Origin of the sequence: Nonomuraea endophytica (genome assembly GCF_014203235.1) — a bacterium.
Taxonomy (GTDB): domain Bacteria; phylum Actinomycetota; class Actinomycetes; order Streptosporangiales; family Streptosporangiaceae; genus Nonomuraea; species Nonomuraea endophytica.
The window spans coordinates 12,497-32,824 of record NZ_JACHIN010000015.1; the positions used below are offsets into that span (position 1 = coordinate 12,497).

Annotated in this window: 21 protein-coding genes; 4 read left to right on the forward strand and 17 right to left on the reverse strand. The window is 70.4% G+C overall.

The features are described from left to right. Positions 1-435: 435 nt before the first annotated feature. From HNR40_RS41515 to HNR40_RS41540, 6 genes are all read right to left on the reverse strand, one after another. On the reverse strand, positions 436-1,458 hold the full coding sequence (locus HNR40_RS41515; RefSeq protein WP_312896716.1) for a dihydrodipicolinate synthase family protein: 1,023 nt from the start codon (positions 1,456-1,458) through the stop codon (positions 436-438). Between the two features lie 65 nt (positions 1,459-1,523). Continuing rightward, on the reverse strand, positions 1,524-2,531 hold the full coding sequence (locus tag HNR40_RS41520; RefSeq protein WP_184971540.1) for an NAD-dependent epimerase/dehydratase family protein: 1,008 nt from the start codon (positions 2,529-2,531) through the stop codon (positions 1,524-1,526). Between the two features lie 53 nt (positions 2,532-2,584). Then, positions 2,585-3,478, reverse strand: coding sequence for a Gfo/Idh/MocA family protein (locus HNR40_RS41525; protein ID WP_184971542.1), 894 nt, complete (start codon positions 3,476-3,478; stop codon positions 2,585-2,587). Positions 3,479-3,534: 56 nt separating this feature from the next. After that, a complete protein-coding gene (locus tag HNR40_RS41530) occupies positions 3,535-5,346 on the reverse strand; it encodes a hydantoinase B/oxoprolinase family protein (RefSeq protein ID WP_184971544.1) in 1,812 nt (603 codons plus the stop codon). Between the two features lie 3 nt (positions 5,347-5,349). Further along, positions 5,350-7,389 (reverse strand): hydantoinase/oxoprolinase family protein, encoded by a 2,040-nt coding sequence (locus HNR40_RS41535; RefSeq protein WP_184971546.1) that lies wholly within the window; start codon positions 7,387-7,389, stop codon positions 5,350-5,352. A gap of 42 nt (positions 7,390-7,431) precedes the next feature. Continuing rightward, positions 7,432-7,815 carry a hypothetical protein gene (locus tag HNR40_RS41540; RefSeq protein WP_246510206.1) on the reverse strand — a complete coding sequence of 128 codons (384 nt, stop codon included), beginning with the start codon at positions 7,813-7,815 and terminating at the stop codon, positions 7,432-7,434. Between the two features lie 61 nt (positions 7,816-7,876). Here HNR40_RS41540 and HNR40_RS41545 point away from each other — a divergent pair, with 61 nt between their 5' ends. After that, positions 7,877-8,521 (forward strand): thymidine kinase, encoded by a 645-nt coding sequence (locus tag HNR40_RS41545; RefSeq protein WP_312896717.1) that lies wholly within the window; start codon positions 7,877-7,879, stop codon positions 8,519-8,521. Here HNR40_RS41545 and HNR40_RS41550 read toward each other — a convergent pair. From HNR40_RS41550 to HNR40_RS41560, 3 genes are all read right to left on the reverse strand, one after another. Beyond that, a complete protein-coding gene (locus HNR40_RS41550; protein ID WP_184971550.1) occupies positions 8,518-9,186 on the reverse strand; it encodes a DsbA family oxidoreductase in 669 nt (222 codons plus the stop codon). The genes HNR40_RS41545 and HNR40_RS41550 overlap by 4 nt on opposite strands. 36 nt (positions 9,187-9,222) lie before the next feature. Continuing rightward, positions 9,223-10,119, reverse strand: coding sequence for a hypothetical protein (locus HNR40_RS41555; protein ID WP_184971552.1), 897 nt, complete (start codon positions 10,117-10,119; stop codon positions 9,223-9,225). Between the two features lie 114 nt (positions 10,120-10,233). Beyond that, positions 10,234-10,899, reverse strand: a complete 666-nt coding sequence (locus HNR40_RS41560; protein ID WP_184971554.1) for an SRPBCC family protein — start codon at positions 10,897-10,899, stop codon at positions 10,234-10,236. A gap of 94 nt (positions 10,900-10,993) precedes the next feature. Here HNR40_RS41560 and HNR40_RS41565 point away from each other — a divergent pair, with 94 nt between their 5' ends. Further along, a complete protein-coding gene (locus HNR40_RS41565; RefSeq protein ID WP_246510208.1) occupies positions 10,994-11,830 on the forward strand; it encodes a polysaccharide deacetylase family protein in 837 nt (278 codons plus the stop codon). Here HNR40_RS41565 and HNR40_RS56795 read toward each other — a convergent pair. Together HNR40_RS56795 and HNR40_RS41570 are read right to left on the reverse strand one after the other, a co-directional pair. Further along, positions 11,812-11,934 (reverse strand): hypothetical protein, encoded by a 123-nt coding sequence (locus tag HNR40_RS56795; RefSeq protein WP_281395787.1) that lies wholly within the window; start codon positions 11,932-11,934, stop codon positions 11,812-11,814. The genes HNR40_RS41565 and HNR40_RS56795 overlap by 19 nt on opposite strands. 11 nt (positions 11,935-11,945) lie before the next feature. Continuing rightward, on the reverse strand, positions 11,946-12,191 hold the full coding sequence (locus HNR40_RS41570; protein ID WP_184971556.1) for a hypothetical protein: 246 nt from the start codon (positions 12,189-12,191) through the stop codon (positions 11,946-11,948). A gap of 202 nt (positions 12,192-12,393) precedes the next feature. On the opposite strand from HNR40_RS41570, the gene HNR40_RS41575 reads away from it, so the two are divergent. Together HNR40_RS41575 and cydB are read left to right on the forward strand one after the other, a co-directional pair. Next, on the forward strand, positions 12,394-13,731 hold the full coding sequence (locus HNR40_RS41575; RefSeq protein WP_184971558.1) for a cytochrome ubiquinol oxidase subunit I: 1,338 nt from the start codon (positions 12,394-12,396) through the stop codon (positions 13,729-13,731). A 10-nt stretch (positions 13,732-13,741) separates the two neighbouring features. Beyond that, a complete protein-coding gene (cydB, locus tag HNR40_RS41580) occupies positions 13,742-14,686 on the forward strand; it encodes a cytochrome d ubiquinol oxidase subunit II (protein WP_184971560.1) in 945 nt (314 codons plus the stop codon). A 6-nt stretch (positions 14,687-14,692) separates the two neighbouring features. On the opposite strand, the gene HNR40_RS41585 is transcribed toward cydB, so the two are convergent. The 6 genes from HNR40_RS41585 to HNR40_RS41610 all read right to left on the reverse strand — a co-directional run bounded on the left by HNR40_RS41585 (position 14,693) and on the right by HNR40_RS41610 (position 20,249). Then, the gene (locus HNR40_RS41585) at positions 14,693-15,160 is read right to left on the reverse strand and encodes a hypothetical protein (RefSeq protein ID WP_184971562.1); all 468 of its coding nucleotides are present in this window, start codon (positions 15,158-15,160) and stop codon (positions 14,693-14,695) included. A gap of 35 nt (positions 15,161-15,195) precedes the next feature. Then, positions 15,196-15,942, reverse strand: a complete 747-nt coding sequence (locus HNR40_RS41590; protein WP_184971564.1) for an ABC transporter ATP-binding protein — start codon at positions 15,940-15,942, stop codon at positions 15,196-15,198. Continuing rightward, positions 15,935-16,663, reverse strand: a complete 729-nt coding sequence (locus HNR40_RS41595; protein ID WP_184971566.1) for an ABC transporter ATP-binding protein — start codon at positions 16,661-16,663, stop codon at positions 15,935-15,937. Before HNR40_RS41595 ends, HNR40_RS41590 begins: the two co-directional genes overlap by 8 nt. Then, a complete protein-coding gene (locus HNR40_RS41600) occupies positions 16,660-17,646 on the reverse strand; it encodes a branched-chain amino acid ABC transporter permease (RefSeq protein ID WP_221341479.1) in 987 nt (328 codons plus the stop codon). The genes HNR40_RS41595 and HNR40_RS41600 overlap by 4 nt, the downstream gene beginning before the upstream one ends. Further along, positions 17,630-18,508: a branched-chain amino acid ABC transporter permease gene (locus HNR40_RS41605; RefSeq protein ID WP_221341480.1), complete on the reverse strand. Its 879-nt coding sequence runs from the start codon at positions 18,506-18,508 to the stop codon at positions 17,630-17,632. The genes HNR40_RS41600 and HNR40_RS41605 overlap by 17 nt, the downstream gene beginning before the upstream one ends. 622 nt (positions 18,509-19,130) lie before the next feature. Then, positions 19,131-20,249, reverse strand: a complete 1,119-nt coding sequence (locus tag HNR40_RS41610; RefSeq protein ID WP_221341481.1) for an amino acid ABC transporter substrate-binding protein — start codon at positions 20,247-20,249, stop codon at positions 19,131-19,133. Between the last annotated feature and the right edge of the window lie 79 nt (positions 20,250-20,328).

The following is a 20,328-nucleotide window of genomic DNA, read 5'->3' on the forward strand; positions in this document are numbered from 1 at the left end:
GGGACGTCAGACCCAGGGACGTCAGACCCAGGGACGTCAGACCCAGGGACGTCAGACCCAGGGACGTCAGACCCAGGGACGTCAGACCCAGGGACGTCAGACCCAGGGACATCAGCCCTCGGGCTGACATGCCTAGGGCTGACAACCCTCGGACTGACAACCCAGAGGGTGTCAGCCCACAAGGCGTGCGACCCGGGGAGGTTGAGCCACGGGTGAGGCGGCCTTGGGTGAGGCAGTCTCGGGTGGAGCGGTCTCGGGTGACTTTCCCCCGGGTGAGGCCGTCCCGGGTGAGACGGTCTCGGGTGGGGTCGTCCTGGGTGAGGTCGTCCCGGGTGGAGGACTGCTGGGTGGAGGACTGCCGGGTGGAGGACTGCTGGGGGTGGGCGTGGTGGAGCCCCGGTGCCGGGATGCGGCGCCGGGGCTCGGGGAAGTTCTCTAGGAAAGCCACCGGTCCAGGCCCTCGGCCACGAACTCGTCGTCCCGCAGCCACGGGTACGCAGCCCACACCCGGTCGATCTCGGCCAGCTGCCCCGGCGACAGGTCCTCCTCCGGGTCCAGGCACCAGCGCCCGGCCAGCAGCCCCTGCCGCCGCAAAATCTCGTGGATGCCCGGAATGCACCCATGGAACCCATTGGCCGAGTCGAAGATGGCCGCGTTCGCGTCGGTCAGGTGGCCGTCGAGGCTCAGCAGGCGGCGTACCGCCTCGTCGTCACCCCCGCGCGCCCGCCGCGCCTCCTCCAGCAGGCCGACGGCCTTGCGCACCCACACCGCCCACTGCCCGAGCAGCCCGCCGACGAACTCCACCTCGACCTCGCGCCCGTCCACGATGACCCGGTGCGAGGTGATCAGGTCGGCCAGGATGTGGTCGTCGTTGCCGGTGTAGAGCGCCACTTCGTCGGAGCGCCCTGCCCTCACCACACCGTGCAACACGTCGAGGGTCCGATAGCGGTCGAAGGGCGCGACCTTGATCCCGACGACGGATTCGATGCCGGCCAGGCGGGTCCAGAAGTCCCTGGACAACGTCCGGCCGCCCACGGCGGGCTGCAGGTAGAAGCCGATCACCGGCAGCACCTCGCCCACCGCCCGCGCCCGCTCGATGAGCGCGTCCTCGTCCAGCTCGGCGTAGGGGCTGAGCAGGACCATGTGGTAGCCCAGCGTCCTGGCCAGCTCGGCCTCGGCGACGGCCTGCGCGGTCGGCCCGGTGGCCCCGGCGACCAGCACGACCTCGCGCTCCGCCTCCCGCGAGGTCTCCGCCGCGAGCTCCAGCACCGGCGCCAGCAGCGGCGTGCCGTGGATGGCGAACTGCGTGGTGTGCACGCCCACGGCCAGCCCGCCCGCGCCCGCGTCCACGTAGTAGCGGGTCAGCGCCCGCTGACGGCGCTCGTCGAGCTTCCTGCCCGCGTCCAGCGCGAGCGGGTGCGCCGGGATGACCAGACCGCGCTTGAACAGGTCGCGCACGGACGTGTGAGCATCTGGAGCCGTGCTGAGCACGTGATTTCCCCCTTGGTCGAAGAGCATGCTGATCAGAACCGGCCGTCGCGCCGCTCGAACTTGGTCGGCTTGCCGAGCAGCGGCCCGCCCTCTGACACCCAGCGCGCCGTGTGCTCGATCAGCTCGGCCGGCGTCAGCTCCGGGTAGCCGAACAGGCGGTGGCACTTGCCGGCGTTCGACAGCAGCGCGGTGGGCGCCTCCTCGCCGACGAGGATCGGCTCCTTGCCGATCGCCCGGCCGAGGTCCCGCGCCGCCTGCCGCACCGAGATCAGCTCGGGTCCGGTCAGGTTCAGCAGGTACGGCGGCGCGTCCGCGTGCAGCAGCGCCCGGAGCGTCACCTCGTTGGCGTAGCCCTGCCAGACGACGTTGACCTGCCCGGTGGCCAGGTCGATGGGCTCGCCGGCGACGATCTTCTGCGCGAGGTCGACCAGCACGCCGTAGCGCATCTCGACCGCGTAGTTGAGCCGGATGAGGGCCAGGCGGGTGCCGTACTTCTCGCTGAAGTGCTCCATGACGCGCTCGCGGCCGAGGCAGCTCATCGCGTACTCGCCGACCGGGTCCGGCTTGGTCTCCTCGGTCGCGCCGCCGCTGGTGACGGGGGCGAGCGGGTAGACGTTGCCGGTGGAGAGGGCGGCGATCCTGCTGTGCCTGAACCGGTCGGCGACCCGGCCGGGCAGGTAGGAGTTGGTGAACCAGGTCGCGTGCTCGGCGCCCTGGGTGCCGAACTTGGCGCCGACCAGGAAGACGACGTTCTCGACGTCGGGCAGGTCGCGCAGCGCTGCCTCGTCGGCCACGTCGGCGCTGACCACGGTGGCGCCCTCCGAGGTCAGCGCGTCGGCCAGGCCGGGCTCGGAGAACCTGGACACCGCCACGACCCGCTTGTCGCCCCGCGTGGCGTTGAGCGCCAGCCTGACCAGGCTGGGGCCGAGCTTTCCGCCCGCGCCCAGGATCATGATGTCGCCGTCGAGCCTGGCCAGGTCGTCGACGAGCCCCGCGCTCGGTCGCGCCAGCCGCTCTTCGAGCTCCGATACCGTCCGCACCCCGAACTCCTCTCATTTACGGTCCAGACCGTAACTATCGGAGTCTTGCCCTGTCAATGGGTAGGGACCGCTTCGCGCGCCGAAATCAGCACTTCGAGGATGGCGCGGGTCTGCTCCCAGGGCACCGGGCTGGGCGCGCCGCCGACCATGTCCAGGAACGCGTCGACCGTCCCCTCGTAGCCGAGGCCCTTCAGATGGTCGTCGCCCGCCTCGATGGCGATCTCCCTGGAGCCGTCGCGGGTGTGGACGGTGACGGTGTACGCCTCGTCCTCGGAGACCCCGATGATCTCCACCGTGCCGGTGATCCCGCTCCCCCACCGCAGCGCCATCACCCCGGTGTCCTCCGAGCGCAGGCCGTCGTAGTGGCGTACGGCACCGGCCGCGCCGGCCAGCCGTACATCGGGACCGAGCAGCGCGACCAGCAGCTCCACCCCGTGCACGCCCATCGTCACGATGGTCCCGCCGCCCTGGCCGGGCGTGTCCTGCCACGGGTTGTAGCCGGTCGCCCAGATCCCCACGTCGTGCCGTACGGTGGCCCGCACCGCCAGCACCTCCGCCGGATCCACGCGCACTCCCGCGAAGGCCGGCGCGAAGCGCAGCACCGACGTCGACAGCACCCGGTCGGTGATGTCCAGCCGGTCCAGCGCGTCCAGCTGCTCCCTGGAGGCGGCGGCCGGCTTGTTCATGAAGACCGGCGCACCGGTCCGCAGCACCGCGCCGAGCGCCGCCGGCGCCTGCGGGTTCGGCACGGTGAGCACGACCCCGTCCGGCTCCACGGCCAGCAGTTCGTCCAGGCCGCCCGCGACCTTGGCGCGCGGATGCTCCGCCACGAACCGCGCCAGGCGCTCCGGATCCTGCTCCCAGACGGTCAGCTCGGCATGCCGCGCCAAGGTCCTGGCGTCGGTGTAAGGGTGACTGGTGGCCAGACCGGCGAGTGCGATCCGCATGGTGATTCCTCCCCATCGTTTCCACGAATGGGGGAAATCATGGCACCTGCCCTCGGCTACAGTTCGTCGACGTCCGGCGCCGGCCTGCCGCCCGACAGCCGCGCGTAGCCGGGCCCGCGATCGAAGAAACGGCCGTTCACCGGCCGCAGCCGGGCGCGCAGCTCCGCCGTGGCCTGCTCGTCGATGCGGTCGCCGTCGAGCACCACGCCGTAGTCGCCGAGCGCGCCGGCGATGGAGACCTTCCCGTCGCGCACGTCGGCGGCCACCTTCCGGGGGTCGCGGTCGTAGGGCGAGCCCCACCCGCCGCCGCCCGTCGTACGGATGCGGACGACCTCGCCGGCCTGCACCGGATGGTCGTCCATCAGCCCTTCCATCTCCTTCCCGCCGACCTCCACCCGGAACGGCCGCCCGGCCAGCCCGCCGTTGACGCCCCAGCACGACAGGATCGAACGGTCGGCGATCGACATGTAGGACGCGTCGCGCAGCATCCTGATGTGCTTGTCGTAGCCGAGCCCGCCCCGGTACATGCCGGGCCCGCCCGAGTCGCACGCCAGCGCCAGCCGCTCCACCCGGAACGGCCAGCGCGCCTCGGCGAACTCCACCGGGATGTTGCGCGAGTCGGGCACCACGTGGATGGTGTCCTCGCCGTCGGCGTACCACCGCCCACCGGAGCCGCCGCCGAGAACCTCACGCATCAGGTACGGCCGGCCCTCCCCGTCGAGCCCGTGGACACCGGTGTAGCGGATGGTCTCCTGGTCGGCCGGCATCCTGCCCTGCGTGGCCTTGGCCAGCACCCCGGCCAGCACGCCGAGCAGCCGCAGGATGACGAAGGTGCGGGCGTTGGTCGGCGCCGGGAAGACCGGCGTGAGCAGGGTGCCCTTGCCGGGGAAACGCATCTCGATGAGCGGCACCACGCCCTCGTTGACGTCCAGCTCGGCCATGCGTTCAGGGGTGTCGGCCAGGTTGCGCAGGACCGGGGCCAGCCACTTCTTCAGGAACACCCCGTCGGCGTAGTCGCCGGCGTGGTTGATCGGGCCCTTGGCCTGGGGCGAGGTGCCGGTGAAGTCGATGATCAGCGGCGCGGGCCTGGCGTGGTCGACGGTCAGCGTGATGCGCTGGGCGTGCAGGCGCGGCTCGTCGACGCCGTCGTGCTCGGCGTAGTCCTCCCAGACGTAGACGCCTTCGGGGATCTTGGCCAGGAGCTCGCGGCGGAAGGTCTCGGTGGTCTTGGAGATGATCGCGTCGAAGCACTCCTCGACGGCGGCCCTGCCGTACCTCTGGAAGAGCTCGGAGAGGCGGCGCGCGCCCATGAGGCAGGCCGAGCACTCGGCGTCGAGGTCGCCGGCGAGCGAGTCGGGCATCCGGGAGTTGCGGGTCATGATGCGCAGCGCGGCCTCGTTGGGCACGCCCTGGTCCCAGAGCTTGATCGGCGGCACCATCAGGCCCTCTTCGAAGACGCTGCGCGCGTGGGAGGGCATGCTGCCGGGCACCGAGCCGCCGATGTCGTCGTGGTGGCCGAACGCCTGGACGAACGCGACGACCTCGCCCTCGTGGAAGACCGGGACGGTCACGCACAGGTCGGGCAGGTGGCCGATGCCGCCTTCTGAGAGGTAGACGTCGTTGTGGAAGTAGACGTCGCCCTCCTTCATCGTCTCGGTGGGGAAGTCCCTGACGACGGGCTGAACGAGGGCGCTGTAGGAGCGGCCGGTGAGCTTCCTGAGCTTCACGTCGTGGATGCCGGCGCGGAAGTCGTGCGCGTCGCGGATCATCGGCGACCGGGCGGTGCGCGCGATCGCGGTCTCGACCTCGCGTTCCACCGAGGCCAGCGTGCCTTCGACGATCTCGATCAGGATCGGGTCGGCGCTCATGGGTTACTCGCCCTCCTCGTCGGCGGCGCGCTCCGGCTTGCCGGGGCGTACCACCAGGTTGCCGAAGGGGTCGACCTCGGCGTGGAAGCCGGGGTGGACGGGGATCGTGGAGCCGTACTCCTCGATGACCGCCGGGCCCTCGACCACGGCGCCGGGCGCCAGTGCCGCGCGTTGGTGGATGGGGGTCTCCGGGGTGGGGTGGTCGAAGTGCACCGCTCTGGTGTGCGGCTCCCGCTCGGGGAAGTCGCCTTCGAGGCGGCGGATGGCCGGGCGGGTGATGGGGCCGATGCCGGAGACGCGCAGGTTGACCCATTCGACCGTGTGCCGGGGGTCGTCGCGGTAGGCGTAGCCGTACAACTTCTCGTGGGCGTCGTGGAAGCGCGCGGTCACCTCGGCGCGCCACCCCTCGTCCACCTCGCCCGGCGGGGCGGGGACCCGGACCTCGTAGGCCTGGCCGTAGTAGCGCAGGTCGGCGCTGCGGGCGTGGACGGGGTCGTCGAAGCCCTCGCGGTCCAGCGCCTCGGCGGCCGTGGACTCCAGCTCGCCGAAGATCCGCGCGGCCGCCTCCAGGTCGAGCGAGCGGGTGACATGGGTACGGACGTAGTCGTTCTTGACGTCCACGGTGAGCAGGCCGAAGGCGGAGACGTTGCCGGGCCCCGGCGGCACGAGCACCGCGGGCAGACCCAGGATGTCGATGAGGCGGCAGGCCAGCAGCGGCCCGGAGCCGCCGAACGTCACGAGAGGGAAGTCGCGCACGTCCAGGCCGCGCTTCACGGTCAGGCGCCGGATGGCGTTGCTCTGGTTGAACGCGCTGATCTCCAGGATGCCGGTCGCGGTCCGCTCGGGGCTGAGGCCGAGCTTGTCGGCCAGGTCCTCGATGCCGGCGCGGGCTGCCGCCACGTCCAGCGGGATCTCGCCGCCGAGCAGGTGGGGCGGGATGCGGCCGAGGTAGACGTGCGCGTCGGTGACGGTGACCTCGGCGCCGCCCCTGCCATAGCAGAGCGGGCCCGGGTCGGCGCCGGCCGAGCGGGGGCCGACCTTGAGGGTGCCCTCGGGTGAGATCCAGGCGACCGAGCCGCCGCCCGCGCCGACGGTGACGATGTCGATCATCGGGATCTTGCACGGGTAGCGGCCGATGGAGCCCTCGGTGGTGGTCGAGGGCTCGCCGTCGATGACGACGGCGACGTCGGTGGAGGTGCCGCCGCCGTCCAGCGTGATGACCGACGGGTGGCCCGCGGTGGAGGCGATCAGCGCGGCGCCGAGGGCGCCGGCGGCCGGTCCCGACAGGACCGTGGTGATCGGCTGGTTGACGACCTCGCGGGCCGACAGGATGCCGCCGTTGGACTTCATCACCGAGAACGGCATGCCGAGCCGGTCGGCGAGGTTGGCGATGTAACGCCGCATGGCGGGCTTGACCGCGGCGTCGACCAGCGTGGTGACCGAGCGCTCGTACTCGCGGTACTCCCGCAGCACGTCGCTGGAGATCGAGACCACCGCCTCGGGGTGCTCGCGCTCCAGCACCTCGCGCATGCGCCGTTCGTGCTCGGGGTTGGCGTAGGAGTGCAGGAAGCACACGCCGATCGCGGTGATCCCCTTGGACCGGAACCAGCGCGCGGCCTCGGCCGCCTGCTCCTCGGAGAACGGCCGCACCTCCTCGCCGAGGTGGTCCAGGCGCCCGCCGACGGTCTTCACCAGGTGCACGGGCACGATCCTGGGCGGCTTGACCCAGAAGTAGGAGTTGCCGTACCCGTCGGGCACGCTCTGCCGGGCGATCTCCAGGACGTACTCGAAGCCCTCGGTCGTGATGAAGCCCAGCTCGGAGATGCGGTCTTCGAGCAGCTGGTTGGTGGCCACGGTGGTGCCGTGGACGATCGAGCTGACGTCGAACTCGCCGAGCTTCTCGATGCCGGTGATGAACCCGTCGGCCGGATTGGCCGGGGTCGACGGCGTCTTCGTGGTGACGACCTCGCCGGTACGCTCGTCCACCGCCACGACGTCGGTGAACGTGCCGCCGGTGTCGACTCCGATACGCACGCTACGCATGCTTCATAGGTGTACTGGGCTCGGATAACAGACGGATTGCCATCATGTCCGGCGCCGGCCCAGAACTTCGTCAATTACCCGTGGGGCGTTCTGCGTGCCCACGTAGGCAGCCAGCCGTACGACCATCTCCTGGGACTTCGAGAGCTCGGCCTCGACGCGCGCCTTGCCCGACTGGCCGGCCTGCACGCCGAAGTAGGCGCCGATGATGGTGCCGACCACCCCGGCCACGCCCGCGAACAGCGCGGCGAACTCCCTGGTGGCGAAGACGGCCGCCCCGAAGGCGACGAGGACCGCGATGATGCCGGTCACCACCACGAAGAACCCGTAGCGCCAGCGTGCGGCGTCCGCCTGGGCGGCGGTGATGTCGTCTGGACTCATCATGGCGTCCAGCGCGGGCGGCTTTTCTGCGGGCTTCTCTGCGACCAAGGCGTCCTCCTGAGGCTCTTGGGACAAATCTCCCATAAGCCAACCACTAAGGTGGCACTCCGTGACCGATTCGTCTGCTCTGTCTGCCGCGCCCTCCGCCGCCGGCCGCGATGCCGTGCTGAAGTTCTACTTCGGGCCCATGGACTGCGGGAAGTCCACCCTCGCGCTGCAGCTGAACTACAACCATGGCAGGCAGGGGCGGCGCGGGCTCGTGCTCACCAAGCACGACCGCTCCGGCGGGCCCAAGGTGACCAGCAGGATCGGGCTCGGTCTTGAGGCCATCGAGGTCGAGGACGGCCTCGACCTGGTCGCCCTGGTCACCGCGCACGACCGCATCGACTACCTCATCTGCGACGAGGCGTGCTTCTACTCCGTCGCGCAGATCGAGCAGCTCGCCGACCTCGTGGACGAGCACGGCGTCGACGTGTACGCCTTCGGCCTGGCCTCCGACTTCCGGTCGGTGATGTTCCCGGCGGCGCAGCGGTTGTTCGAGCTGGCCGACGAGGTGAGCAGGCTCCAGGTGGAGGTCCTGTGCTGGTGCGGGCGGCCGGGCCAGCTCAACGCCCGGGTGGTGGGCGGCGTGATGGCCCGCACCGGCGAGCAGGTCGTCATCGGCGACACCGCCGCCTCACCGGTCCGCTACCAGGTGCTGTGCCGCCGCCACCACCGCGCGGGCGATCTGGGCGAGCCGCTGCGCGGCCTCTAGACCGCGCAGCTGTCGTCGGCGCAGCCGTCGGCGGGCGCGGCCAGCACCGTGATGGGCTTCTGTCCCGTCCGCTCGGCCACTTCCTCCAGCGCCGCGACGAACGTCTCGTACGGCTGCGCGCCCGAAACCGCGAACTGTCCCTCGAACAGGAACAGCGGCACCCCGCTGATCCCGAGCTGCCGGGCCCGCGCGAGCTGCTCGTCCACCTCGGCCGAACCTTCGCCGTCGTCGGTGACGCCCGCCTCGGCGGCCAGCTTGGCCAGCACCTCGGTGTCGCCGACGTCAAGCCCGTCGGTGAAGTGGGCCTGGAACAACCTCTGCGCCATCTCCTCGCCCCGGCCCTGGGCGGTGGCGACCTGGATGAGGCGGTGCGCCTGGGCGGTGTTGGAGCTGACGGCGTGCTCGAAGCGGAGCTCCAGGCCCTCCTGCTCGGCCACGCCGGTGACCTGGGAGGTCATCTGGGCGATGTCCGGGCCGAACTTGCGCTCCAGCGCGGCGAGCAGCGGCTCGCCCTCGGCGGGCGCGTCCGGGTTGAGCTGGAAGGGGCGCATGGTGATCTCGACGGTGCCGCCCTTGGCGCGGTAGGCCTCGGCGGCGCGGGCGAAGCGGGTGTGCCCGATGTAGCACCAGGGACAGACGACGTCGGAAAAGATCTCAACTTTCACGTAGGACGACAACCAGCGGAACCCGCCCCCGCATTCCTATCCGGCGGCCAGTTCGTCCAGCCGGTACGGCAGGTAGCCCGAGTCGTCCACCAGCGCGGAGGCCCCGCGCCACCAGCCGAACCACTCGGCCGAGCGCCACATCCAGTCGACCCGCTCGATCGCGGCGACCACGTCGCCGACCGACTCCCAGGCCGGTCCGAGAAGGTCCTGGCCGACGCCGTGACGCAGCGCCCAGGCCCGCAGGATGCCCACGGCCCGCTGGTCGACCTTCCTGGCGTACGGGTCGGGCGAGTCGCCGGGCAGGTGGTGGGGGCCGAGGCCGGCGGCCACGCCCCAGCTCCACTGCGCCTCGGCGGGACGCGAGTAGCGCAGCGAGTGGAAGTCAAGGTTGGAGCCCAGGTCCTCGTCGGGCCGCCGGGTCACCACCGCGTCCAGGCGGCCGCCGGCGTCGAAGTGCACCACGAGCCGCTGCCCCGGCTTCACCCCGTCGGGCAGGTCGAAGCGGTCCTCGGCCTGCCAGGAGTTGAGGTCGACCTGGGCGACGGGCCGCCCCCACAGCTGGTCGGCGGCGTCGTCGGCGATCCAGGCGCCGAGCATCTCCAGCGCCGTGAGATCGGTCCACGGCTCGATCGCGACGGCGGTGCGCAGCACCTCGTCGGGTGCGGGCAGCTTGCCGCCCCTGGTCTGCGACCACCAGGCCTCGCCGAGTTCCCTGGTGCCGACCAGGAGCGCGGCGATCGCGGCCAGCTCCGCCGAGCGGCGGGTCAGCGACGCGCCGAGGGCCAGGTCGAGGCAGCGGGAAGTGCGCTCGTGACCGAGAACCGGGGTCGCGTCGCCGATGAGCAGCTCGGCGGTGGGCCGGTCCTCGCCGAGCAGGTTGCGGACGACTCGCCTGGCCTCGGTCCTGGCGTCTTCAGCATGTGCCTGGCGCATACGTGCAACGCTACGCCGGGAGATCCTTTTCCGCTACGCCGGGCCCGGCCCCCGACACCCGTTACTGCGGGCTGGGGCGGCGGGCCGGGGCTGCTTACGGCGGGCCGGGGCTGCTTATGGCGGGCCGGGGCGGCGGCGGGTGGTCCGGCCCAGGAGCCAGCCGACCACGACGCCGGTCAGGGCGATGCCGGCGCCCATGCCGAACGAGGCCAGCACGACCCAGGGCCGGGTCTGCGTGTGCTCCTTGGCCGGCCGTTCGTAGACCTGGGGAGCGGCGGGAGCCGTACCGGCTGGCACGAGGGCTTCTGGATCACCCGGCGACGTCCGCACGGCGGGTGCGGGACCTTCGCGCAGGTGGGTCTCCACGGCGGTGAAGAACTCCCCCGCCGTCCGCTTGGCCACCGACCCGAGCATGCGCTGCCCGACCCCGCCGATCATGCCGCCGACCACGGCCTCGGCGTCGTAGTCGACCCGGGTGCCGTCCTCGACCTCACTCAGCCGGACATGGACGGTGGCGTCCACGGTGCCCGGCGCGCCCTGTCCCCGGGCCCGCAGCACGAAGCTCTCGGGTGCGAGCGGCTCCGACAGCCCCACTTCGCCGTGGTACACGCCTTTGATGGCGGCCACGCCCGCGGTGACCGTCATGCGGTAGGTGTCCGGCCCGCTCTCCTCCAGGCGCTCACAGCCCGGGATGGTGCGTACCAGCACCGCCGGATCCTGGAGCGCCGCCCACACACGATCTCTCTCGATGCCGATCACGGCACTGCCTGCGAGCTTCACACGGCCACTCTAGGCACACGACCCCCTCGGCCCGCATGGCAACTCCCGCCGAGAACCGGGGGAAGTCCTCGTCGAGCTGGCATGATGGGTCGCCATGGCCAGGGGGATCTTCGGGGGGCCGCGCCACGCGTGCGCGGCGGGGATGGTGGCGCTGTCGGCGATGACAGCGGCCTGTACGGCGGGGCAGGCCCAACCGGCCGCCAAACCCCCACCGGAGGAAACGTCACCCACACCGCGAACCCAAGAGCCCGCGGGCGTGAAGCCCCGCCCAGGGGAAGTACGCAAGATCGCCGGCCCCCGCCCCAGGGTGATCAGCTCGATCCCCACCCGGCGCAAGGTCGTCTTCCTGACCATCGACGACGGCTGGGAGCAGGACCCGGGCTTCGTCAGGCAGGTACGCGAGGAACGCATCCCGATCACCGCCTTCGCCATGCGCGACGCGGTCGAGGCCAAGGGCACGCCCGACCCGGCGGGCGGCACGGGCCGTTTCGTCGGCGCGGGCAAGTGGGGGTACTTCCAGGAGCTGCGCGAGGCCGGGGTGGCGGTGGAGAACCACACGCTCACCCATCCCAACCTGCTCCTGCTGGGCCGTGACGCCCAGCGGGCGGAGATCTGCGGCGCGTCCAGGCTGATCGACAGGCGGATCGGCGCCCGTCCGGCGTTGTTCCGGCCCCCGTTCGGCAACTACAACGCCGACACCCTGGCCGCGGCGAAGTCCTGCGGCATCAGGGACGTTCTGTTGTGGACCGCCAGTGTCCAGCCAGGCGGCAAGATCGCTTACCAGGTTCCCGACAAGAGGCTGCGCCCCGGTGACATCCTCTTGCTGCATTTCCGTCCCAACCTGGCGAGGGACTTCCGCGTCCTGATCGACAAGATCAAGCGGCGGGGTTACGAGCTGGGTGACCTTCAGGCCTATCTGGCCGCGACCTGACGCCTGACCAGGACGGCGCGGCGGCGATGACGGTGCCGCCGCTCTTCCTCCGGCGGCGCCTGCCACAGCGGCGGTGCGATGATCTCGCGGAACAAGGGGTGCATGACGGTCCTCCTCAGGCGGCGAGCCGGTAGGCGGGGTAAGCGGCGGTGACCGCGCCGAGCGCCCAGCGCATGCGGGCGGCGAACGCGTCGGGGTGGTCTCCGGCCTCCTGCGCCACGTACGCGGCGCAGACAGCGGTGTCGCCGCCGCAGGCGCAGAGCCGGTCGTCGATCACGGTGCGCACGCGGTCGGAGGTCAGGATGTCGGAGGGCTGCAGGGCTGAGGTGAAGAGCACCTGGGCCAGCTCGATGGTGGTCATCTCCCGTGCCTTTCTCTGAGTCTGTGCCTATTTAGACCCCGGTCCGGGTGGGAAGTCATCGCACTTTTCCACGTTCGGCGGATGAGTTTTCTCCGGCTGTGACGAAGATCGCAGAGCCTGGCGTCCCGTTGCTCTACGGCTTGTAGTACTACTTTTAGTAGATGAACTACAGGCTGTAGAGCTCGGGACCCGTGAGGGACAGATGGACGCACTTGACCTGGCACGGTGGCAGTTCGGAATCACCACCGTCTACCACTTTCTTTTCGTACCGCTGACGATCGGCCTGGGCATCTTCGTGGCCGGGCTGCAGACCGCCTGGCACCGCACGGGCAAGGAGCACTACCTGCGGCTGACGAAGTTCTTCGGGAAGCTCTTCCTGATCAACTTCGCGATGGGCGTGGTGACCGGCATCGTGCAGGAGTTCCAGTTCGGGATGAACTGGAGTGAGTACTCCATCTTCGTCGGCGACGTCTTCGGGGCGCCGCTGGCCATGGAGGCGCTGCTGGCCTTCTTCATGGAGTCCACCTTCCTCGGCCTGTGGATCTTCGGCTGGGACCGGCTGCCGAAGAAGGTGCACCTGGCCACGATCTGGGCCGCGGCCATCGGCTCGAACCTGTCGGCGTACTTCATCCTGGCCGCCAACGCCTGGATGAAGCACCCGGTCGGCTACGTCGTCGAGAACGGCAAGGCCAGGATGACCGACCTGTGGGCGGTGCTGACCAACTCCACCGCGCTGGCCCAGGTGCCGCACGTGATCGCGTCGGCGTTCATCGTGGCGGGCGGGTTCGTCCTGGCCGTCTGCGGCTACCGCTGGCTGAAGGACCGCGACGACATGTGGCGCGGCACCGCCCGCGCCGCCCTGCTGATGACCGCCGTCGCCGGAGTCGTCGTCGCGGGCACCGGCGACACGTCGGCCAGGCTCCTGCACGAGCAGCAGCCGATGAAGCTGGCCGCCGCAGAAGGACTCAAGCACGACACCGCGGGTGCGCCGTTCTCGATCGTGCCGGGGCTCGAGATCCCGAAGGTGCTCAGCTTCCTGTCCACCCACGACCCCGACGCGGTGATCGCCGGCACCGAGGACCTGCAGCAGCGCTTCGAGCGGCAGTTCGGCCCCGGCGACTACCGGCCGAACCCCGAGGTGGTCTTCTGGTCGTTCCGCGTGATGCTCGTCTTCGGGCTCGGCACGGTCGCGCTGTCGGTGCTGGGACTGTGGCTGACCCGCAGGAAGCGGCCGCTGCCCGACTGGCTGGCCAAAGTGCTGGTGCTGGCTTTGCCCCTGCCGTTCCTGGCGGTGATCGCCGGGTGGCTGCTCAGCGAGGTGGGCCGCCAGCCCTGGACGGTCGCCGGCGAACTGCTCACCGCCTCCAGCGTCTCGCCCGGCGTGAGCCTCGCCGAGGTGGCCACCACCCTCGTGATCTTCACTCTGCTGTACGGCGGGCTCGCGGTGGCGGAAGCCGTACTCCTGACCAGGCATGTGCGCAAGGGGCTCGACGAGCCGGCGACCGTCGCCGCCCAGCCCGAACCGGCGCTGGCGTACTGAGGAGCTGACCATGATCGAACTGTGGTTCGTGATCATCGCCTTCCTGTGGACCGGCTACTTCGTGCTGGAGGGCTTCGACTTCGGGGTGGGGATGCTGGCGCCGTTCGTCTCGCGCGGCGCCGCCGAGCAGCGGCAGGCGCTGCAGACGATCGGCCCGGTCTGGGACGGCAACGAGGTCTGGCTGATCACCGCGGTGGGCGCGATGTTCGCCGCCTTCCCGGCCTGGTACGCGGGGATGTTCAGCTCGTTCTACCTGCCGGTCGCGCTCGTGCTGGTCGGGCTGATCGTGCGCGGGGTCGGGCTGGAGTGGCGCGGCAAGGTGACCAACACGTTCTGGTGCGACGCGGGCATCGTGGCCGGGAGCGCGCTGCCCGCGTTCCTGTGGGGGGCGGTGTTCGCCGACATGCTGTTCGCCAGTGGGCTCGCGGCGCTGCTCGGCGGGGTGTTCTCACTGGTGGTGAGCGTGCTGCACGGCGCGGTGTTCCTCGCGCTCAGGACCGACGGGCCGCTGCGGCGGCGGGCTCGGACGGCGGCGCTGGCCGCCTCGGGGCTCGCGGTGCCGGTGGGCGTCCTGGCTCTTTCGCAGGTGGGCGGCTTGGGCGGTGCGGGTGGCGTGGGCGGTGCGGGCGGTGCGGGTGATATGAGCGGTGCGGGCGGCATGGTCGTGGCGCTCGGCGGGGCCGTGGCTCTGGCTGCGGCGGTGGCGCTGATCTGGCGGCGGCGCGAGGGCTGGGCGTTCGCCGCCACCGCCGGGGCGATCGTGCTGGCCTCGGTCGCGGTCTTCATGGAGCTCGCGCCGATGCCGCTGCCGGGACTGACGCTGGCCGAGGCGGCCTCGGGGCCGTACACGCTGACGATGCTGAGCTGGATCGGGCTGATCACGCTGCCGTTCGTGCTGCTCTACCAGGGCTGGACGTACTGGGTGTTCAGGAAGCGGGTCCTGGTGGCCGCCTGAGCGCGGTCAGGCGGTGGGGTAGGACTCATCGAGCTCCGGCGGAACCGACTCCTCCGGAGGCACGATCCCCTCACCGCCCATCTCGCGGGGCAGCACCGAGAAGAACCCGCCGTAGGCGATCACCGCGACGCTGCCGCTGACCAGCACGACCAATCCGGCGATCCACGACATGTGCCAGAAGGCCGCCACGACCCCGATGCAGGAGGTCAGCGGCGCGATGCCCTTGGCGAGGTTGAGCAGCGGGGTCGAGCCCAGGAACTGGTGGGTCTTGCGCAGCTGGTTGATCATCGTCAGCACGGCGAGCAGCGGGATGGCCACCGCGAAGGCCAGCACGCAGACCAGGGCCGCGACGTCGAGGTCGGCCACGGTCAGGAACGGCTGGACCAGGACGATGCCGATGGCGATGAACCCGGCATAGATGAGATTGTCCTGGTCAAGCCAGTTTTCTTTGCGCTTCCAGTCCTTTGGAGCCATTGGCATATCTTGTCACGTTTGAGGGCCATTTCTGGTCACGCCTGCGGGCCGTTTCGGGCGGCCGCTCCGCCCAGGTAGAGGGCGCCCAGGCGGGGGTCGGCGGCCAGTTCGCGGGCCGGGCCGGAGATGTGCACGGCGCCCAGGTCGAGAACGCAGCCCACGTCGGCCATCTCCAGCGCGCGGCGGGCGTTCTGCTCCACCAGCAGGACCGCCACGCCGGCACGGCGCATCAGGTCGATCTGGTCGAAGACGGTCTGCGTGGTCTTGGGGTCCAGGCCCATGGACGGCTCGTCCAGCAGGACCACCTTGGGCTCCAGCATCAGCGCGCGGGCGAACTCCACCTGCTTCTGCTGCCCGCCCGACAGCAGGCCGGCGATGCCGCCCCACCGCTCGGCCACGATCGGGAACAGCTCCTTCACCGCCTCCTCGCGCTCGCGCAGGCGGGCCTTGTCGCGCACGGTGTAGCCGCCCAGCCGGACGTTCTCCGCGACCGTCATCTCGCGGAAGACGCTGTGTCCCTGCAGCACGTGCGACAGGCCGCGGTCCAGCAGCGCCTGGGGTGAGCGTCCCGTCACGTCCTCGCCGGCCAGCACGACGCTGCCGGAGCGGGGGGCGAGCAGGCCGCTGGCGACCCTGAGCACGGTCGACTTGCCGGCGCCGTTCGGGCCGACCAGGCAGACGACCTGGCCCGCCTCGACCGTGACCGACAGGCCGCGCAGGACCAGAGCGGCCCTGCCGTACCCCGCGGTGATGTCCTTGAGTGACAGGAGCGGCTCAGACACCTAGGTACGCCTCCAGCACGCGCGGGTCGCTCTGGACCGTCTCGGGGGTTCCTTCGCAGATCGGGGCGCCGCGGTCGAAGACCACCACGTGATCGCACATGCCCATGACCACATCCATGTTGTGCTCGACGACCAGGAACGTCCTGCCCTCGGCGTTGAGGTCGCGCACCAGCGTGACGATCCGGTCGATCAGCGCCGGGTTGACGCCGCCCGCCGGCTCGTCCAGCAGCACCAGGTCGGGGTCGCCCATGAAGATCGCGGCCAGCTCGAGGAGTTTCTGCTGGCCGTACGACAGGTGCCGCGCCTCGGCGTGTTCCAGGTGCTCGATGCCCATCCTGTGCAGCCAGTGGCGGGCCCGCTCGACCTCGGCGGCGTTGCGGCTGCCCGCGAGCAGTTCGCGCAGGCGGGTGCGGCGGACGGCGACGAGCATGTTCTCCAGCACCGTCATGCGCGGAAATATCCGGCACAGCTGGAACGTGCGCCCCAGCCCCGCGTGCGCGATGCGGTGCGGCGACCAGGCGGTGATCTCCTTGCCCTTGTAGAGCACCCGGCCCGCGTCCGGCCGGATCAGGCCGGTGACCAGGTTGAAGAACGTCGTCTTGCCGGAGCCGTTCGGGCCGATGAGGCCGTTGATCGCGCCCTCCCGGATCTCCACGGTGGCCCCGTCCACCGCCGTGACCCCGCCGAACGCCTTCGCCAGCCCCTCGGTTCGCAGGCTCATCCCTTGACCTCCTGAAGGCGTTGCTCGGCGGTGTCCTCCCTGATCGAGGCGCCCTTCGGCCGGCCGACCAGCCTCGGCACGATGCCCTCGGGCATGAACAGCACCACCAGCACCAGCAGCACGCCGGTCGCGGTCAGATGGATCTGCGACTCGCCGAGCGCGATGAGGAAGTACTCCCCCGCCGGGGCGATGATCAGCGCGCCCAGCAGCGGGCCGAACAGGTGGCGTACCCCGCCCAGCAGGCTCATCAGCACCATGTAGACGCCGCTGACGATGGAGAAGACGAAGATCGGGTCGAGCGAGCGGAACCAGACCGCGTACAGGCCGCCCGCCAATGCCACGAACAACGCCGACACCGCGAACGCCACCACCTTGAACGCCGCCGTCGGCACGCCCAGCATCTCGGCCTTGTCCTCGTCCTCCCTGATCGCCTTCAGCCCGCCGCCGAAACGCGAGCGCGAGATGAACCACCAGGTCAGCAGCACCAGGCCGAGCAGCGCCAGGAACAGGTAGAAGAACACCATGTGCGTCTGGCCCCTGCTCAGCTCGAACGGCGCCGGCACCTGCAGGCCCGTGGCGCCGCCGGTCAGCGACCGCCAGCCCTGCACGAGCAGGTTCATCACCGACACCAGCGCGATCGACACGATCACGAACGACGCTCCGCGCACCCGGACCGCCGCCACCCCGATGACCGCCGCGGCCACCGTGACCAGCACCGCCGATACCAGCAGCGCCAGGACCCACGGCATGCCGGCCCGGGTGATCAGCAGGCCGGTGCCGTACGCGCCCAGTCCGAAGAAGGCCGAATGGCCCAGCGAGACGTAGCCGGTGAAGCCGCCCAGGATGTTCCACGAGGTGGCCATGGCGGCGTACATGACCGTCAGGACCCCTGCGTAGACCAGGTAGTAGTTCGGGACCAGCCAGGGGTAGGCGAGGGCGCCGGCCGTACCGGCGAGGAGGAGGAGCTTAGAAACGGTGCGCAAGCCGGCCTCCGAAGAACCCCTGCGGGCGCAGCAGCAGCGTCAGGAACAGGAAGACGTAGAACATGAGCGTGGCCCAGGTGGCGTCGACCGTCACCAGCACCATGCCCTCCACGACGCCCAGCAGCACGGCCGCCAGCGCCGCGCCCACCACGCTGCCCAGGCCGCCGACCACGATGATCGCCATGAGCTTGCCGATCCACGCCCAGTGCGAGGCCGGGAAGAACGGCGTGATCAACGCCAGCACCCCGCCCCCGACGGCCGCCGTCGCCAACCCGACGCCGAACCCGTACCCCGTGACCCGATCCGTCCTGATCCCCACCAGCCGCGCGGCCTCCCGATGCTGAATCGTCGCCCGCAACGCCTGCCCGAACCGGCTCTTCACCAGCACCCCGAACAACACCGCCAGCGTCAGCCCCGCCACCCCAAAAGCAATGATCTTGTCGTACGGCAGGCTGACCGCTCCGATCGTCAGACTCTTCGTGTCGTAGCCGACGGTGACCGACTTGTAGGAGCCTGTGTAGATCGTGCCCAGGAGCCCCTCGATCGTCAGCGCCAGGCCGAACGTCAGCAGCACAGACATCATCTGGACCTGGTCGGCGGCCAGACGGGCCAGCAGGAGGCGCTGGACCAGCACACCCAGCACGAAGAAGACCGGGACGGTGAGGGGGATGGTGAGCAGCGGGTCTATGCCCAGGGCTGTGTGGAGGGTGTAGGTCAGGTAGGCGGCCAGGAAGAGGAAGGCGGGGTGGGCGACCATGACGACCCGCATGACCCCGAAGTACAGGGAGAGGCCGGAGGCCAGCAAGGCATAAAGCCCACCCGTCAAGATCCCCAGCCCCAACCCCTGCAAAAGCAACGTCAAACCACCCACCTCCCCCACCAACCCCTAACCCCCAAGCCCACACCCCACTGCTCCCGAACCCGACCCCCGTCCAACCACCCCTCCCCACCAGCCCCCGCCGACCCGCGAACCGCCACCCCACGAGCCCCCAGCGCCCCGCCACCCCACAGCCCGCCAACCCCCAACGGCCCGCCAACACGAGGCCCGCCAGCACCCAGCACCCCGCCACCCCACGACCCACAAACCCCCACTGACCCGCCACCCCACGACCCGCCAGCACCCAGCACCCCGCCACCCCACGACCCGCCAGCACCCAGCGGCCCGTAAGCCCACGGCCTGTCCGCCCTCCGACCATCAACCCCTGGTCCATCACCCTCTGGTCCATCAACCCTTGGCCGGCCCATCAGACCCCCGCAGCCCGAGAGACCCTCGTCCGTCACCCGCGACTCCGTCAGACCCCAGTCCGTCACCCTCGGGTCCGTCATCCCCCGGTTTGTCAGACCCCGGTCCGTCAGACCCTGGTCCGTCACCCTCAGGTCCGTCATCCCCAGGTCCGTCACCCTCAGGTCTGTCGAACTCCCGTCCGACACCCCGAGGCGCAAAGGACCCCCGGCTGCACCAGGTCCCATGGGATTGTGGATGGTCACCACTCCTTCTTCGGGAACACGAGCTTGGCCGTCTGCGCCTTCGAGCCCTCCGGCAGCACGATCTCGACCTTGCCGTTCACGTACTGCTGGATCATGTGTGCCTGCTCAGGACGCCCCTGGTCGTCGAAGGACAGGGGGCCGACCACGGTGTCGAAGGTGGCCTGGCGGAGGTGGGCGGCGAGCTTGTCCTGGCACTCCTTGCTCGGCTCCACGCACTTGACCGCGTTGACCGCCGCCTCCACGACCTGCCCGACCGTGTAGCCGTTGGCGGCGTCCTCGTTGGCCTCGCCGCCGAACATGTCCTTATAGGTCTTGACCAGCGCGTCGTTGCCGGTGAACCCCGATCCGGCCGACCAGCCGACCGGGGAGATGACGCTCTCGGCCGCGTCCTTCACCGCCGCCGGGAACTCGGGCAGCGTCGGCCCGGTGCTGAAGGCGGCCAGCTTGGGCTGGACCTTGAGCTCCTGCAGTGCGCGGACCAGGCCGACGGAGTCCTCGAACTGGGTGCCGCCGACGACGATGTCCGGCTTGGCCTGGGCGATCTTGGCGGCGATGGGCGAGAAGTCGGTGGTCTCCGGCGGATAGACCTCGTCGGCCACCGTCTTGATCCCGGCGGCGGCCAGCTTGTCGCGCAGGCCGTACGCGGTGCCCTGGGCGAACGGATCGTCGAGGCTGGCGTAGGCGGCGGTCTTGGGCCGCTGGTCCGGGGGCAGCTTGATGAGGTAGTCGGCCAGGTAGTTGTAGTGGTCGTCGGCTATGGCGGGCGCCGCGTAGAACAGCTTCTTGAAGCCCTGCTGGAAGACTTCCTTGGCGGCTCCGGCCGGTTCGACGAACAGCATGCCGTACGACTCGGCGACCTTGCCCGCGGGGATGACGAGGCGGGAGGAGAAGGGGCCGAAGACCAGGTTCACCTTGTCCTGGGTGATCAGGGACTCGTAGTCGGAGGTGACGCGGTTGGGGTCGGAGGCGTCGTCACGGAAGATCAGCTCGACCTTCCTGCCGAGCAGCCCGCCTTTGGCGTTCACGTGCTCGGCCCAGATCTTGTAGCCCTCCTGGATGCCCTTGCCGGGCTCGGCGAAGTCGCCGGTCAGGGGGAGCGAGATGCCGATCTTCACCGGACCCGTCGTGGGCGCCTGACCACTGGGCTGGTCCTCCGCCTTGGCACAAGCGGAAATACTCAAGCTCGATAATGCA

Excerpts from the sequence above, each read along its gene's own strand:
- HNR40_RS41525 (WP_184971542.1), bottom strand. The coding sequence starts at position 3,478 with ATGCGGATCGCACTCGCCGGTCTGGCCACCAGTCACCCTTACACCGAC.
- HNR40_RS41530 (WP_184971544.1), bottom strand. The coding sequence starts at position 5,346 with ATGAGCGCCGACCCGATCCTGATCGAGATCGTCGAAGGCACGCTGGCC.
- HNR40_RS41535 (WP_184971546.1), bottom strand. The coding sequence starts at position 7,389 with ATGCGTAGCGTGCGTATCGGAGTCGACACCGGCGGCACGTTCACCGAC.
- HNR40_RS41555 (WP_184971552.1), bottom strand. The coding sequence starts at position 10,119 with ATGCGCCAGGCACATGCTGAAGACGCCAGGACCGAGGCCAGGCGAGTC.
- HNR40_RS41565 (WP_246510208.1), top strand. The coding sequence starts at position 10,994 with ATGGCCAGGGGGATCTTCGGGGGGCCGCGCCACGCGTGCGCGGCGGGG.
- HNR40_RS56795 (WP_281395787.1), bottom strand. The coding sequence starts at position 11,934 with ATGCACCCCTTGTTCCGCGAGATCATCGCACCGCCGCTGTGGCAGGCG.
- HNR40_RS41570 (WP_184971556.1), bottom strand. The coding sequence starts at position 12,191 with ATGACCACCATCGAGCTGGCCCAGGTGCTCTTCACCTCAGCCCTGCAG.
- HNR40_RS41575 (WP_184971558.1), top strand. The coding sequence starts at position 12,394 with ATGGACGCACTTGACCTGGCACGGTGGCAGTTCGGAATCACCACCGTC.
- cydB (WP_184971560.1), top strand. The coding sequence starts at position 13,742 with ATGATCGAACTGTGGTTCGTGATCATCGCCTTCCTGTGGACCGGCTAC.
- HNR40_RS41585 (WP_184971562.1), bottom strand. The coding sequence starts at position 15,160 with ATGGCTCCAAAGGACTGGAAGCGCAAAGAAAACTGGCTTGACCAGGAC.
- HNR40_RS41595 (WP_184971566.1), bottom strand. The coding sequence starts at position 16,663 with ATGAGCCTGCGAACCGAGGGGCTGGCGAAGGCGTTCGGCGGGGTCACG.